This window comes from Staphylococcus sp. FSL K6-3157, from assembly GCF_038005145.1.
Lineage (GTDB): Bacteria > Bacillota > Bacilli > Staphylococcales > Staphylococcaceae > Staphylococcus > Staphylococcus equorum.
Genome location: NZ_JBBOSM010000001.1, coordinates 487,369 through 503,001, shown reverse-complemented (window position 1 = coordinate 503,001; position 15,633 = coordinate 487,369). Strand labels below are relative to the sequence as shown.

13 protein-coding genes and 1 pseudogene are annotated in these 15,633 nt (G+C 34.2%); 2 read left to right on the top strand and 12 right to left on the bottom strand.

Going from position 1 to position 15,633, the window contains the following annotated elements:
- Positions 1 to 54: 54 nt before the first annotated feature.
- Both MHB47_RS02205 and MHB47_RS02200 read left to right on the top strand, forming a co-directional pair.
- Positions 55 to 381, top strand: coding sequence for a hypothetical protein (locus MHB47_RS02205; protein WP_340754828.1), 327 nt, complete (start codon positions 55 to 57; stop codon positions 379 to 381).
- Positions 382 to 552: 171 nt separating this feature from the next.
- The gene (locus tag MHB47_RS02200; protein ID WP_340754826.1) at positions 553 to 1,707 is read left to right on the top strand and encodes an ArgE/DapE family deacylase; all 1,155 of its coding nucleotides are present in this window, start codon (positions 553 to 555) and stop codon (positions 1,705 to 1,707) included.
- Between the two features lie 318 nt (positions 1,708 to 2,025).
- Here the strand turns inward: MHB47_RS02200 and MHB47_RS02195 are convergent, their stop codons facing one another.
- From MHB47_RS02195 to MHB47_RS02140, 12 genes and pseudogenes are all read right to left on the bottom strand, one after another.
- Positions 2,026 to 3,000, bottom strand: a complete 975-nt coding sequence (locus MHB47_RS02195; protein WP_340754824.1) for an alpha/beta hydrolase — start codon at positions 2,998 to 3,000, stop codon at positions 2,026 to 2,028.
- 180 nt (positions 3,001 to 3,180) lie between these two features.
- Positions 3,181 to 3,666 (bottom strand): GNAT family N-acetyltransferase, encoded by a 486-nt coding sequence (locus MHB47_RS02190; RefSeq protein WP_056935924.1) that lies wholly within the window; start codon positions 3,664 to 3,666, stop codon positions 3,181 to 3,183.
- A gap of 164 nt (positions 3,667 to 3,830) precedes the next feature.
- Positions 3,831 to 4,126: pseudogene (locus tag MHB47_RS02185) on the bottom strand (transposase); the annotation flags it as partial.
- Positions 4,127 to 4,243: 117 nt separating this feature from the next.
- Complete coding sequence (locus tag MHB47_RS02180) at positions 4,244 to 4,570, bottom strand: thioredoxin family protein (protein WP_021338614.1); 327 nt, start codon at positions 4,568 to 4,570, stop codon at positions 4,244 to 4,246.
- Between the two features lie 164 nt (positions 4,571 to 4,734).
- Positions 4,735 to 5,718 carry a D-cysteine desulfhydrase family protein gene (locus MHB47_RS02175; protein ID WP_340754820.1) on the bottom strand — a complete coding sequence of 328 codons (984 nt, stop codon included), beginning with the start codon at positions 5,716 to 5,718 and terminating at the stop codon, positions 4,735 to 4,737.
- Between the two features lie 30 nt (positions 5,719 to 5,748).
- Entirely contained in the window at positions 5,749 to 6,270 is a 522-nt protein-coding gene (locus MHB47_RS02170) for a VOC family protein (protein WP_340754818.1), read from the bottom strand.
- Positions 6,271 to 6,327: 57 nt separating this feature from the next.
- A complete protein-coding gene (locus MHB47_RS02165; RefSeq protein WP_340754816.1) occupies positions 6,328 to 6,876 on the bottom strand; it encodes a GNAT family N-acetyltransferase in 549 nt (182 codons plus the stop codon).
- A gap of 143 nt (positions 6,877 to 7,019) precedes the next feature.
- On the bottom strand, positions 7,020 to 9,053 hold the full coding sequence (ptsG, locus tag MHB47_RS02160) for a glucose-specific PTS transporter subunit IIBC (RefSeq protein WP_340754814.1): 2,034 nt from the start codon (positions 9,051 to 9,053) through the stop codon (positions 7,020 to 7,022).
- Positions 9,054 to 9,280: 227 nt separating this feature from the next.
- A complete protein-coding gene (locus tag MHB47_RS02155) occupies positions 9,281 to 10,675 on the bottom strand; it encodes a YfcC family protein (protein WP_340754812.1) in 1,395 nt (464 codons plus the stop codon).
- Positions 10,676 to 11,013: 338 nt separating this feature from the next.
- Entirely contained in the window at positions 11,014 to 13,188 is a 2,175-nt protein-coding gene (locus MHB47_RS02150) for a heavy metal translocating P-type ATPase (RefSeq protein WP_340754810.1), read from the bottom strand.
- Entirely contained in the window at positions 13,181 to 13,549 is a 369-nt protein-coding gene (locus MHB47_RS02145; RefSeq protein WP_340754808.1) for an ArsR/SmtB family transcription factor, read from the bottom strand. The genes MHB47_RS02150 and MHB47_RS02145 overlap by 8 nt, the downstream gene beginning before the upstream one ends.
- Before the next feature lie 305 nt (positions 13,550 to 13,854).
- Positions 13,855 to 15,597 carry a pyruvate oxidase gene (locus MHB47_RS02140; protein WP_340754806.1) on the bottom strand — a complete coding sequence of 581 codons (1,743 nt, stop codon included), beginning with the start codon at positions 15,595 to 15,597 and terminating at the stop codon, positions 13,855 to 13,857.
- Positions 15,598 to 15,633: the final 36 nt, after the last annotated feature.

The window sequence follows — 15,633 nt, the reverse complement described above, 5'->3', positions numbered from 1 at the left end:
TTAAATGTTATCTTATGTGTGTAGGAAACAATAAATCTATGTAGGAGGCAGTTTATGAGTAAATCTGTGAAATTAGTAGTTTCTATATATCTTGGTGTTGTATTTCTTATCACTTTTAGCTATCTCATTATGATTTTAATTGGTAGTATTCAAGGTAATGATATGAAGGGTGCAGTTTTAGATACTGCCAATCCTACAAACCTTGAAAATGTAGAATACAATAACGAATCTTCATCAGGTAAAACATCAACTGAAAGTAATAGCGTACCTGATGAATTACAATCTAATCTTACAAATACATTGAAAACAAAAGCCTTATCACACAATGTTAATTCTCATACATGGTCCCTAGATTACACTCAATCTAAGAGCCATGTATGATTTTTTTGTTAAACATACGATGTACGCTCAAAATATAAATAAAAACTCAAATGAAATTTTCTTTCAGTACTCATCTTCTTTTTCAGTACGTTAAAATTTAATTAGTCGGAATCTTCAGATATAATTAAATTGATAGATGGTTATTATTTAAAGAAAAGGGGTTTTATTAAGATGAGTAAATTTTCAGAAGCAGAAAAAGTTCAAATACTAGAAGATTTAGTAAGTATTAAATCTGTAAATGATCACGAAATTGAAGTTTGTGAATATCTTAAAGATTTATTATCTAAACATGGTATCGACTCCAAAATAATTAAAATCAACGATACACGCGCAAATTTAATAGCAGAGATTGGTGAAGATGGACCAGTTCTAGGTATTTCTGGACATATGGACGTCGTTTCAGAAGGCGATAAAAATAAATGGACATATGATCCATTCAAATTAACTGAAGTAGATAATAAATTTTATGGACGTGGTTCTGCAGATATGAAATCAGGACTTGCTGCATTGGTCATCAGCTTGATTGATATCAAAGAACAAGAATTATTAGACCATGGTAAAATTCGTTTGCTCGCAACTGCAGGCGAAGAAATCGTCGGTGAAGGCGCAAAAGCTTTCCAAGAGCAAGGCTATATGAAAGATGTAGAAGCGCTCGTTATTGCCGAACCATCTCAGGATAGAATTGTTTATGCACATAAAGGTTCAATGGACATTCGTGTTACTTCAAAAGGTAAAGCTTCACACAGTTCCATGCCACATCTTGGTTTCAATGCAATTTCGCCACTTGTGAAATTTGTTTATAAAGCGGATGAAGGATTTGAAAAATTCGATAAAAGTAATACCCTTTTAGGTAATGCCATTATGAATGCTACTATCTTTAATGGCGGTAACCAAGTGAACTCTATTCCAGAACACGCTGAGTCAGAATTTAATATCCGTACAATTCCAGAGCATGATAACGAACAATTTATTTCTTATTTTAATGAAATTTTAAAACAAGTTGAAACTGATCAGACAGATATTGAAATCGATACTTATATGTCTAGACCACCTGTTTATACAACTGGCCAAAATAAACTAGCAGAATTAGCACGCGAAATGGGCACAAAATATTTAAATGCTGATTTACCTTTGGAAGCTTCACCAGGTGTAACCGATGCCTCCGACCTACTTGTAGATAAGGACGAAGACTTCTCATTTATTATGTATGGTCCTGGTTTAGTCAGCCAAGCGCATCAAGTAGATGAATATGTAGAAAAAGATGTGTACTTAGCTTTTATTGACTTATACACAGAATTTTTACCAACTTATTTAAAAAACAAGTAATACTGCTAACCCATGTCGTTTCCTCAAATAACTCAAGAAACAATATTTTATATATAAATTTAGACAATAACAATGAATGTTTGATTATATTTTTTCGTTTAATAATGGCAGTGCTTTGCGCCGACTCCTGACTAGTTAATAAAGCACTAGTCGAAGACCACTGACTGAGTCTGTGACAGCGGAATGCGTACACAAAAAACTGCCAACAAACCCCAAACTTTATCGGCACTCTAAAAGGGCTTTCCAAAAAAAATGGAAAGTCCTTTTATTTATATAGCTTAATTTATAAAGATTTTTAGGTTAAAAGATAAATTATTCTTAATGATTATTGATAATTTGCTTTAGTTGTTCTAAAAATTGTCGTCTTTCCGGAATTGGAAAGATTGGATGAATATGGAATAAATTATAACCTGGTAAGAAATCATGTTCGATGTTTTTTTCATTTAATAAGTTCGATAATTTCACTGCATCTGGATATAACGTTTCTTTTGTACCTATTGAAATCGTAATATGTCCTAAGCCATCTAATGCACCATTGATTGGAGAAACTCGCCAATCTGTTAATGGTGTATCGCCTGTCCACAATTCTATGAAATACTGCGTACCTTTAATAGCTAACATAGGATCTATTTTTTCATACGCAGGTGCTTCAGGATTAGATAAGGTCACATCTAAAACGGGAGAAATCAATACAATGTTACTTGGCTGTTCTAAGTTTAATGTTTTGATATATTGTGCAAATGACAATGCAATTTGACCGCCCGCCGAATCACCCATGATAATCACTTGTTGTGGATGTTCTACTTGAGCAATTATATTTTTATAGATTTCAGTAAGCAATCTAAACGTCTCTTTGTAAGTTGCATGTGGTACTTTGGGATATACAGGCATAATGACTTTCGCGTCCAATTCATCTGCAACTATATCTATATACTCAAAGTGTGTTTTAATAGGGTCTTGGACCCACGCACCTCCATGTAAATACAATACAACTCGTTGTTGGCTATCTGCTTTATCATTCACTACATACGTCGTTGCATTTTGTATAGTTGTAGTTCGAACATCGTTTCGAAAGCTATAATCCGTGCCTTTGTGTGGCCCTTCTGTATCTCTCATCACAACTTTCAACATTTTCTTCGCATTTTCTACACTTTCAAATGGCTTTTTCATTTGTGTAGCTCTTATTGTTGCTTCATATAAAAAGCTTTTATAGCTACGTTTTTCTTTTGCCTTAGCATAAAAGTAGGAAGTTATTACGCCAACACTCGTTAATCCTACAATTTTTTTAAACAAAATATATAACCTCCTCAATTCGTCTGATATATATTTTATAATAAAGTAGTTCATATTTTTAGTAAAAGCAATTACTTATATTCAATATTTTAAATTTATGTATATATCGTTGATTTCTCAACCTTACCTTGTCTTTTCGCCTGACATCTACAACATGCGCGTAGCATTAGGAATAAAATCCTAATCCAATATCATTGCCATATAGAGTTCATCATAGTAATGTTCATCCATATAAATTGATTCACGCTTAATACCTTCGATTTTAAATCCTAATTTTTCGTAAAAATTTATAGCAGGTGTATTCGATGTGATTACATTTAATTCTAAGCGTCTTAACCCCTTGCGCTTTGCCCACCTAATTGTTTCATCAAACATTTTTGTTGATAAACCTTGCTGCTGCTTATTGTTAACGAGTCCTGTCATAATATAACCAATATGTTTCACCTTAAATAATGTACTAATATGTACAGAAAGATATCCTAAGATTTCATTGTCATCTGTTTTAACACCAATATAAAAATTACGCTTAATATCATCAATAAATACTTCTTTATCAAAGCTACGTTCATCTGGCAAATACAACATATATTGCGTTTCTTGGTCGATTTTCTTCATACAAGTATATAGTTCCTCTGCTTCATCAGGACAGATTCTTTCTATTCGCATATACATCCCCCTATTGTGCTATTAATATTCTTTATCATACATTATTCATAAGAAATATGAAACTTTTTATCTAATTACTCACATTTTTATTTTAAACAATTTAATTATTTTGTGTTATTTCAAGTATCAACAACACAAAGATGGACTCATTATCAATGAGTTTTTGTTCTATATGATGGCTTTTGATTTTGAGATAACCACATTATACGAATACTATCTGAAAGTGTAGCTTCAATTCTTCGTCCAGAAAATATAGATTGTGTATAGCATAAAGAATTACTTTCAATATCATTTTAGGGTGATAAGGTGATGCACTATTTAAGTAATTGAATTCGTAGAATTCTGTTTCTGGGATTGTTTCAACAATTTGATTAACTGCATGTGCGATATCATTGTTAGGAATCAAAATTTCAGTTTCCATTGGTAGTGTTAACTGAGTCATATTATAATTTTTATACATAAGACACCTCGTTTTAAAGTCATGTTAGAGTAACTTTAAAACGAGGTGTCTTATTTTTGTATTAATTTATATAATTGTACCGATTTTAAATAGAAAGAAATTATACGCTAAAATGTATTAATCTATACTTTGATACATCAAATTCAACTGATGTTCAAATCGTTGCATATCAATAAAGCGACCTTGTCTGTGCATTTCTTTTCCATCTAAATATATTAAATCTACTGGCACAGTAAATATCGATAGTTCACCAGCGATAGCTTCTAAATTACTTTGGTTTATAACCCCTAGTGACACATTAGGATATTCACCTACAAGTCCTTCTATTTGTGGTAACACTGCATGACAAACGCTACAATTGTCTCTCATTACATGTATAACCGCCAATTTATGATTGTTAACAAACGCGTGAAATGATTCTATCGTAGTCAATGTTCGCGTCATTTTTAAACACCATCCTCGTCACACAAATTGTATCTCATTATGAAACATTTTCAGATGAATAATCAACGTATTTGCTTCGAAAATACAATAACCCAATATTCTAAAATAGCTACTATCCTTTTAGCAATTGAACATATTATATTTTAAAATATAGCATACAACTATTATAGTGACTTGGTGTTTTTTAACAGTAATTGTTCGATACGCGTTCTTATCTCTTGCGTATAACCTTGTAAACCACCTGTATGAATAAATAAAATGGATTGCTGATCATCATAATGACCTTGTTTTATTTCCTCAACAAGCCCTCGAAAAGCTTTTCCAGTATATGTGGGGTCTAATATTATTCCTTCTTGTTGCGCAATGTCGATATAAAATTGGAGTTCTTCATCCGTTGCTTGGCCATATCCTAAACCAATATAATCATCTTTGATTAAAATCGATTCAAATGAGACCGTGTCCTTGTCTAAATCTTTAATAATCTCAATCACTTTATTTTTAAAGGTTTCAGCATTTTTATTTACAGCATAGCCAATGATTTGAGTCGCTAAATTATTACTCGTTTTGCCAAACCAAAGACCAGCATACGTCCCACCAGAACCTACCGCTAAATTAATAGAATCAAACTGAACGCCCATCGTGATTTCTTGGTTTAATATTTCTTCATAAGTATTAATATAACCATGAGCGCCTATCCAGTCAGATGCGCCAGCAGGTATTTTAAATGGCGTTTTGCCACTTTCTTCTAATTCTCTATACAATATTTCCATCGTTTCTTCTCTTGAAGCGCTAGGTTCTATAAAATGTATATGAGCGCCTAACATCGTTGCCAAAAACAAATTCCCTTCATAGTACTTCTTAGTTCCTCTCAATATTAAATGGCATTCTATATTGTATTGCGCGCAGACAGCAGCAGTTGCACGCGCATGATTAGATGTGATTGCTCCAGTTGTAATGACTGTATCATAACCGTTATCTAATACATACTGTATTGTATATTCTAATTTCCTTACCTTATTGCCTGAAATTTCGGTTCCTGTATAGTCATCTCTTTTAATATAGATGTCTTTACCTAATGACTGACTTAGTGCTTCTAATTTATGAATAGGTGTCTTTAAATTCGCGATATTTAATTTTCTTTGTAACATCATCGATTCCCCTTAATTAAAGTATAATATTTATTTTTTAGGTATAAACACTTCAGCTTCACTAGCATTTGGATAATAATAACCGTTAGGGATGGTCTGTAATTCAATTAAACTCCCCCATGGCGTGCGTATATATACTGTTTTATTATTTGCTGTATCTTCATATTTTGTATTACTGTGTGGTGCCGAAATCGGTTCGCCTCCTGCTTGCTTCACTTGATTAAAAGTTGTTTCAAAATCATCTACGTAAAATGAAATATGTGTAAAACCAATATCTTGTAGTGATGCCGGACTTTGTTGAGTAGCATCTTTAAATTCAAACATTTCTATATTAGGTCCATTATGAAACACCATCATGCGTTTTTTTATAATTTTTGCTCCTTGTTCTATATCTAAGACATGTTCTACAAATGCACCTGATCGCGAATCATCAGCTTTGGTTTGACTATCATAGGCTATCTTGCCATCCAAAGCTTCTTTGAAAAATGTAGTTGCAACTTCAATATCTGGTACTGTCAATCCAATATGGTTTATCCCTCTTGTGATATCCATATCCACCCCCCTTTCAAAATCATATTTTTCAAATGTGATAAAAGTGTTCAATTTATTCTAGTGGAAATGTTCTTTTAATAATATATAACGGTTCATATCTCTAAATACTTCTCCATCGAATACATCTTGATAATCTGTAGCAACAAAAGAAAAGCCAACTTTTTCAGCAACTTTATTGCTTGGTATATTTCGAACATCAGCTAAAATAGTCAATTTATTTAAGCCTAATGTTTCAAAAGCATAATGGCACATACGCTTTACACATGTTGTTGTAATTTGCTTACCTGAATAACTTTCAGCAATCCAATAACCAATTTCTGCTTTACGATTCTTCGTATCTATTTTATGTAAATCTATGGTACCTATAAGATCATCTTCATAGTAAATAAGAAATAAGCGACCTGTATTGTCTGCATGTTGTTGAATCATCATTTTCAAATATGCACTTTCGTCTTGCACTGTGACATCTTCAGTAATAAATTCTAAAAATGGTTCTAAGTGTGAAAAATTTTCTTTAATTGTTTGATATAATGCTTCAGCCATATTTAACTCTGGTGGCATAAGTGTTACTTTAGGCATCACTTGCATTGATGGTCTATAGTTCATAATTTCACCCTCATTTTTAATATAATCATAATCCCTATGATATTTATAATTTCAGAATATTTCAACATTTTATCTTAAAAAATAAAAAACAGTTCGAATTTTTATCAATTCGAACTGTTTGAGATGCTATATAATATGATTATTTAGTCTTGTTTAACTGTCATAATCAATTGTTGTGATTTCACTTCTGATACATCAGTTATTTCAAGTGTACGATTTTCTAAGTTTGTTAATATCAATGGTGTCACAATACTAGGTGCATTTGCTTTAATATAGTCTAAATCAACTTGCATTAGCGTTTGACCTTTTTTAATTGTGTCTCCTGTACTCACCATACTTTCAAAGCCAGAACCATCTAATTTAACAGTATCAATACCAATATGAATAAGTAATTCTATACCTTCATCTGACTCTATACCAATCGCATGTTTTGTAGGGAATATTGTTTTCACTGTACCGTCAAATGGTGCCACAATTTCTCCATCTTCAGGAACAAATCCTACACCATCACCCATCATTTTTTGAGCGAACACTTGGTCAGGTACTTCTGATAAAGGTATGATTTGACCTTTACCTGGTGAGTAAATTTCCACTTCATCCAAATCGTCCATATGTGTAACTTTATTATCGTCTTCAACCGGTACTGTTGTTTCAGTTGGTTTTGTAATTTCACCTTTCATAATCATAGCCATATCATGCTTGATTTGATCGGATTTAGGACCGAATATTGCTTGCATATTATTACCTACTTCAAGCACGCCAGAAGCACCCAATGCTTTCAATCCAGCAACATCGACCTTACTCTTCTCTTTCACTTCAACACGTAGGCGTGTGATACAAGCATCAAGATGTTTAATATTCTCTTGGCCACCCATTGCATCTAATACTTCAAATGGTAATTCACTCGCTGTTGCTGTAGAAGCTTCAACTTGCTTGTCTTCACGACCAGGCGTTTTGTAATTGAATTTTGTGATTAAGAATCGGAATACAAAGTAGTAAATTACTGCGTATACCAGTCCTACTGGAATCACAAGCCACCAATTTGTTTGGTTCGGTAACACGCCTAATAATACAAAGTCTATAAAACCACCTGAGAATGTATATCCTAAATGCACATCTAATAGATACATAGTTAAGAACGCTAAACCATCCAGTATTGCATGAATAAAGAATAATAATGGCGCTACGAATAAGAATGAGAATTCTAATGGTTCCGTAATACCAGTTAAGAACGAAGTTAAAGCTGCAGAACCCATCAAACCAGCAACAACTTTCTTACTTCCAGGTTTCGCTGTATGATAAATAGCCAAAGCTGCTGCAGGTAATCCAAACATCATTACCGGGAATTCACCCTGCATAAATTTACCAGCTGTTAAATGACTTCCTTCACGAATTTGTTCTATAAAGATACGTTGGTCACCACGAATAATATCTCCTGCTGCGTTCGTCCATGAACCAAATTCAAACCAAAACGGTGCGTGGAAAATGTGATGTAAACCAAACGGTATTAATAAACGTTTGATAAAGCCGAATAAGAATACAGATAAACCTGTATTGGCATCAAGTAACCCTTCACTAAATGCATTTAATCCTGTTTGAATAGTTGGCCATATTAAAGCCATAGGGAATGCTAATACAAAAGAAGTCAGTGCCATCATAATTGGCACAAAACGTTTACCAGCAAAGAACCCTAAATATGATGGTAATGAAATATTAAAGAATTTGTTATAACACCAAGCAGCAAGCGCCCCAATGATAATACCGCCAAACACCCCTGTTTGTAATGTTGGTATACCTAAGACACTCGCATAACCACTCGCTGCATCATTTACGTTATCTGGTGACACATGTAAAAATGCACCCATCGTTTTATTCATAATGATATAGCCGACAAACGCAGCAATAGCTGCAACGCCATCACCACCAGCTAACCCGATTGCAACACCCATCGCAAATATGATTGGCAAATTATCGAATATAATACCACCTGCGCCAGCCATCATTTCACCGATACTTTGAATTCCTCCATTTTGTATAAATGGAAGGTATTGTTGTAGGGACTCCCCTTGAATTGCTGTACCAATTGCTAGTAATAAACCAGCGGCTGGTAAAATTGCGACTGGTAACATTAACGCTTTACCAATACGTTGCAATTGTCCAAAAAACTTTTTAAACATACACAAAAACATCCCTTCTCTATCTTTTTCGCCAAAACGCACACAAAAAGGCATGAGCAAACAGACTATTCCCGATAGTCGCTTTGTTTGCTCATGCCTGCTTAACCAGTAACACGCAATATGACGATTTGTTTTAATTTATTATATACTATTTCAAAAATTTATACAATATCCATTCGCATTCTATTTTTCAAAATGTTATAACTTCTTTTCACTATGATGTGCAATCAGCAGCCGATTATTAATGCGATAGACATCCCGATACTACAAATTACTACCCATATCACAATTAATTTCCACGCAAATTTCAGCCATTGTGTGTAAGTGATTTTCCCAACAGCTAATGCGCCCATGAGTATTGCCGACGTTGGGAATAAAACATTGCTAATCGCATCGCCATATTGGAAGGCAAGCACAGTAACTTGTCTATTAATATTTAATAAGTCAGATATAGGCACCATTAAGGGCATTGTTGTTAATGCTTGGCCTGAACCTGATGGTATAAAGAAATTCAAGCAAAATTGTAATATAAACATTGCTATGATTACCATTGAAGAAGGTATATCTGCTAATAAAGTTGTCATGCCATATACAATTGTATCGATGACTTGACCATTCTCTAAAATTACAATAATACCTTTAGCAAAGCCGACAATCATTGCTCCAAATAGTATATCTTTCATACCTTCAATCATTGCATCGAAAGTGCCATTCATCCCTAGACCACCAATGAAACCTGCTAATAAACCTGCTAGTAAAAAGTTCGCACTCATTTCATTAAATGACCAACCATAAGTAAAAATACCATATACGTTTAATATAATCGCTGCAACGATTAAACCTAAACCTATTGCCTGTCTTTTTGTAAATCGAGGTGTGGACATTTGGGTTTCTAGATTACTTTCTGCTTGTTCCAATTCATAAACGAGACTTTTAGTTTTATCTTTCTTAACTTTTCGAGCATAAAGCATTACTGTCATTATCGCGGCGCTTAAAATAAACAGATAGATGATTGTCCGTAGCCCCCAACCTGAAAACATGGGTAATTCAGCTACAGATTGCGCTACACCGACTGTAAATGGATTGAGCATACCACCTATAAATCCACTAGCTGCCCCAAGTATTACCATAGCAGCACCTGTAAGCGCATCATAGCCTAATGTTCGGGCAATAATAATACCAATTGGCACGAAAATAATCGTTTCTTCTGCTAGCCCAATAGAAAATCCTAGAATAGAAAAGATAGTCATTGTTAAAGGAATCATAAGCCCTTTATACTTCCCTAATGCTTGCATCGCTTTATTGACACCATTTTCAAATGCACCCGTCTTATGTACGATACCGAAGGCGCCACCTACTAAAAAGATGTAAAATACAATTTCTCCACCACTAATTAATCCTTCAGGTATCGCACGAAATATATCGAAAAATGATACACCATGCTGTTCTACTTCTTGATAAGATCCTGAAACAACTAGAGTTTGTCCGTCCTTTTTCTCACGTGCGAACTCCCCAGCCGGTATTATGTATGTAAGTAAGCTTGAAAAAGCAATAATTATTAATAATAATGCATATGTATGTGGCGTTTTAAAACGATTTGATTTAAAAAATGATTTAAACATTAGGATCTTCCTTTCTTCACTCAAACTAACGTTCGTCGCTATTTACTATTTATATACATATATAGCCTATTTTATGCGAAATAAGCTTGTCTGTTAATTTTTTATACAAAATTCCTAATATATAGACGAGTTACAGAGAACGATGTACTCACTTCTATTCATATTTTACGCTGTAATTGTATATAAAAAAGCTTAATCTCTCAATATCAATTTTGAGAAATTAAGCTTTTAACTTATATTCAAGGAGAAGGACGTTTCAGACAAGAGATTGTACTTTCTCGAAACTGTTAAATAATACTCGCTTTTATTGTTTGACGAAAAAATCATTTATTTAAATGTTATTCATCTTCTTTAACTCGCATTAGTCTCATACCATTCAATGCCACAAGTAGCGTTGCACCCATATCTGAAAGTATCGCGATCCAAAGTGTTAACCATCCTGGAATAACTAAAAGCAATGCAATAATTTTTATTATTATTGCAAAAGTAATATTCGCTTTTATGATATTCAGCGTTTTACGGCTCAGTTTAATCGTAAATGGCAGCTTATTCAAATCATCTCCCATCAATACTACATCTGCCGTCTCAAGTGCTACATCCGTGCTTGCTCCGCCCATAGCGACACCTACTGTCGAAGCTGCTAAAGCTGGCGCATCATTGACACCATCTCCAACCATAGCCACGCGTTTATATTTGGATTTTAATTGTTTAATCACTTTAAGTTTATCTTCAGGTAGAAGCTCTGCTTTTATATCTGTAACACCAACTTGATTACCAATCGCCCCCGCAGTATTCTGGTTATCACCTGTTAACATGACAGTGTTTTCAATACTTACCTGATGTAGTTTGTGCAGTGCTTGTTGGCTCGTTTCTCTCACTTCATCAGCAACAGCAATTATGACTTCAACACCTTTATCCGTCCCTGCTAGCATCACTGTTTTACCTTGCGCTTGAAGAGAAGATATTAAATTTCTAAGTTTATTTTCAGAGTTATTTGCAGTTAATAACTCTGAAAACATTTTTGAATTCCCAACGTAAGTCATACGACCATCTATTCTACCTTTTATACCTTTACCTGTAATAGAAGAGAAATCTTCTACAATAATATCTGAATAAGATATGTGTTCAGCATTCGCTTTACTCATAATTGCAGAAGCCAATGGATGTTGGGATCGATATTCTAATGCAGTAATAATGGACATTATTTCACGTTCATCCACTCGATTATTGATAACTTTGAAATCAGTCACGACTGGAACGCCTTTAGTCAAAGTGCCTGTTTTATCAAATGCAATTGCTTTCAGTGCTCCGATTTCTTCTAAGTAAATACCACCTTTGACAAGTACACCTTTCTTCGCAGCATTACCTATTGCCGATACTATAGCTATTGGTGTAGAAATAACAAGGGCACACGGGCATCCAACCACAAGAACTGCAAGCCCTTGATATACCCATTTATCCCAACTTGCTTCAAAGAATAGTGGTGGCAATACAGCAACCATTGCCGCAATCACTATGATCACAGGTGTATAGTATTTTGCAAATTTATCTACAAATGCTTGTGACGGTGCACGTTCTGCTTGTGCTTCCTCCACGAGATGTATAATTTTGGATATTGTGGTATCTTCAACTCGTTTTGTAATTTTTACTTCTAGAAATCCTTCTTCATTTAGTGTGCCTGCATACACATCATCATCTTTATACTTTTCAACTGGGACAGATTCACCAGTGATTGCTGCTTGATTAATTGATGAGTAGCCATCAATTATAATACCGTCCATCGCAATTTTTTGACCTGGTTTTACAATCATAACATCACCAACGACAATATCATCAACATGTACAGTCATTTCTTGGTTATCACGTTTGATTAAAGCCTTATTCGGGGCAACATCCATCAATGAAGTAATCGATGCTCTGGCTCTATCCATGGAGAATCGTTCTAATGATTCGCTAATTGAAAATAGAATCACCACAACCGATACCTCTGCCCATTCACCGATAATGACACCACCTATAACAGCAATTGTCATCAATGTTCTCATATCGAACTCTAATTGAATCAAATTCTTGAGACCAGTTGTTATCATGGAAGCGCCGCCGACAATCATTGATGTAATAAATAAAAGCGCCGTTATAATATTTTCATTTCCATTAATAAACATGGAAATAAAACCCAGCGACATAAATAATGCCGAATAGATTAATGTACTATGTTTCTTATAAAACGGAATATTTTCTTCTTGTTCATCTTTTGAATCCGAAGTTGTACGTGTTGTGGTTTTTGGTATTACTTTTAAATTTTCAAATGCACCGGCTTTTTCCAATTCTTCAATACTTGCTTCACCCTGCACAGAGATTTGAGAGGCACCAAAATTAACACTTGCATCGTGTACATTAGGCAGTTTTTTAACATTATTTTCAAACTTCCCTGCGCAACTGGCACATGAAAAACCCTGTACTCGATATGTACTACTTTCTTTATTTGTTACTTTGTCTTGCTGCTCAGACATTAGCGCTCACTTCTTTCCTATGCGTTAATGCCATAATCATAATCTGTTTGATATGTTCATCATCCAGCGAATAGAAAGCCATTTTCCCTTCTTTTCTAAACTTGAGTATCCCTTGTTTATTAAGCGTACGAAGATGATGAGAGGCATTTGCGATCGTCACACCTATGATATTTGAGATATCGCATACACATAATTCTTCTTCCTGACATAAAGCATAAGTAATTTTAGCTCTATTTTCGTCTGCGATTGCTTTCAAAAGTTGAGAAACACCGGAAATATCTATATTTTGTAAATCATGCTGTACTTTATTAACCTTTTTTTCGTCATAACAGAAAACTTCACACGTTTCATTTTTATTCATATCCTCCAACCTCTCATTAAAGTATATATTTGAATATTATTATACATTTAACTCAATAGTCATTCAAGTGTCCACTTTAATGTATAAGGATATGTAACGCTAAAATTTTATGTAACATACTAAGTAAAAAATGGCAGTAATTTGTGCCGACTCCTGCGGGAAAAGCACTAGCCGAAGACTACAGGATGAGGCTGTGCCCGCGGAAAGCGTGCACAAAAAAGTGCCAACAAAATCGGAGACTTTGTCGACACTCTGAAAGCTACCAAGCATAAAATAGTTTGGTAGCTTTAAATTAAAATATAAGTTTAGAAGAAACGTTTTACCGCTGTAGACATTGGAGGTAACTCCTCTAGGTCTAATTTTCCATCTTCAGTAATTGATCTAAATGCCCATTTACCATAATTCATTGCTTCATCCATCACAATCTTGCCTGGTAATGGTGCTGCTGTTTCATCAACGTACACGTTGACAATTGTTGGACGGTCTTGCGACATTGCATCTTCAACTACTTCGTCAATTCTATTTGGGTCAGTTAATGTGTAACCAACGCCACCACAACTTTCAGCAAATTTTGCGTAATCAATATCAGTGAAATTAATTGCATATTCTAATTCACCAGCTGCTTGTTGTTCATATTTAATAAATGAAAGTTGTTGATTATTTAACACAAAGAACGTCATTGGTAAGTCATATTGTACTGCTGTTGCAAAGTCTTGCATTACCATTTGGAATGCACCATCACCAGCAATACCGACAACTTGACGATTAGGGTATGCTGTTTTAGCAGCAATGGCACCTGGCAATGCACAACCCATTGTACCTAACCAACTAGATACAATAAATTTATTGTTAACTGTTAAATTTAAATAACGTGTTGACCATACTGTTGATGTACCTACATCAATAGAAAAGATTGCATCGTCTGTTCTTACTTGGTTAATTGCATCCATTAGACGTTCTGGTCTAATTGGTTTACTGTTATCTTCTAAATCTTTTGCCATCCATGCATCCCAAGTTGCTTTTCTTTCTAATGTTTTCGTTAAGAAATCACGTTCTGATACATGTTTTACTGAATCTGTTAATTGTAGTAATGATAATTTACTGTCACCAACAATGCCCACATTCACATCAAAACGATGGCCAATATTTTCAGCATTGTTATCAATTTGAATTGCTTTAATATTTTTCTTAGGTAAATAATCCACATAAGGATAATTCGTACCTATCATGATTAATAGGTCGGCATCTTGTATTGTTTGGTAAGATGTTTTCGTTCCGATTTTACCTAGATTACCAATATTATAAGGATGTGCATCCGCTAATAAACCTTTCGCAGGTAGCGTGATAATTGAAGGTATTTTCACCGCTTCAATAAATTGAAGTAGTTCATCTTTGGCATGCTTGGCACCCATACCGACAAGTACTACCGGACGTTTACTTTTATTGATAAGCTTAGTTGCTTTTTTAATACTACGTGGTTTTGGTGTTACACGTGCTAGTGGTGCAGTGTCCACTTTTGTATTTGTTGTATCTTTAACTTTATTTGTTAATAAGTTATTCGGTAAGATTAATACGGCTACACCTTTTTTCTCATATGCAGTACGAATCGCTTCATTGACAATACCAAATATATCTTTGTCATTTTCAGATATTTGACGGTTATAGACTGACACGTCATCAACTAATTTGCTAATATCTGTTTCTTGGAATGCTTTCGTACCTAAAGCTGTACTATCTGTTTGACCAGCTAAAATAAGTTGAGGTACATTGTCCATTTTCGCATCATACATACCGTTAAGTAAGTGAATTACACCAGGTCCACCAATACTTAAAGCTACTCCAATTTTGCCAGTCACTTTCGTATAACTTGAAGCAGTTAGACTTGCAACTTCTTCGTGTCTAACGTTAACAAATTTAATATTATTTCTAACTGTTCTTAAACTATCTACGACTGCATCTATAGAATCTCCTGGAATACCATATAAATGATCAATATCCCATGCTTGCAACGCTTTTACTAATGCTTCATTTGCTTTAATTTTTGCCATTTTTAAAATAGCTCCTTTCAAATTTCAATCATTTTA

Excerpts from the sequence above, each read along its gene's own strand:
- MHB47_RS02205 (WP_340754828.1), top strand. The coding sequence starts at position 55 with ATGAGTAAATCTGTGAAATTAGTAGTTTCTATATATCTTGGTGTTGTA.
- MHB47_RS02200 (WP_340754826.1), top strand. The coding sequence starts at position 553 with ATGAGTAAATTTTCAGAAGCAGAAAAAGTTCAAATACTAGAAGATTTA.
- MHB47_RS02190 (WP_056935924.1), bottom strand. The coding sequence starts at position 3,666 with ATGCGAATAGAAAGAATCTGTCCTGATGAAGCAGAGGAACTATATACT.
- MHB47_RS02180 (WP_021338614.1), bottom strand. The coding sequence starts at position 4,570 with ATGACGCGAACATTGACTACGATAGAATCATTTCACGCGTTTGTTAAC.
- MHB47_RS02175 (WP_340754820.1), bottom strand. The coding sequence starts at position 5,718 with ATGTTACAAAGAAAATTAAATATCGCGAATTTAAAGACACCTATTCAT.
- MHB47_RS02170 (WP_340754818.1), bottom strand. The coding sequence starts at position 6,270 with ATGGATATCACAAGAGGGATAAACCATATTGGATTGACAGTACCAGAT.
- MHB47_RS02165 (WP_340754816.1), bottom strand. The coding sequence starts at position 6,876 with ATGAACTATAGACCATCAATGCAAGTGATGCCTAAAGTAACACTTATG.
- ptsG (WP_340754814.1), bottom strand. The coding sequence starts at position 9,053 with ATGTTTAAAAAGTTTTTTGGACAATTGCAACGTATTGGTAAAGCGTTA.
- MHB47_RS02155 (WP_340754812.1), bottom strand. The coding sequence starts at position 10,675 with ATGTTTAAATCATTTTTTAAATCAAATCGTTTTAAAACGCCACATACA.
- MHB47_RS02150 (WP_340754810.1), bottom strand. The coding sequence starts at position 13,188 with ATGTCTGAGCAGCAAGACAAAGTAACAAATAAAGAAAGTAGTACATAT.
- MHB47_RS02145 (WP_340754808.1), bottom strand. The coding sequence starts at position 13,549 with ATGAATAAAAATGAAACGTGTGAAGTTTTCTGTTATGACGAAAAAAAG.
- MHB47_RS02140 (WP_340754806.1), bottom strand. The coding sequence starts at position 15,597 with ATGGCAAAAATTAAAGCAAATGAAGCATTAGTAAAAGCGTTGCAAGCA.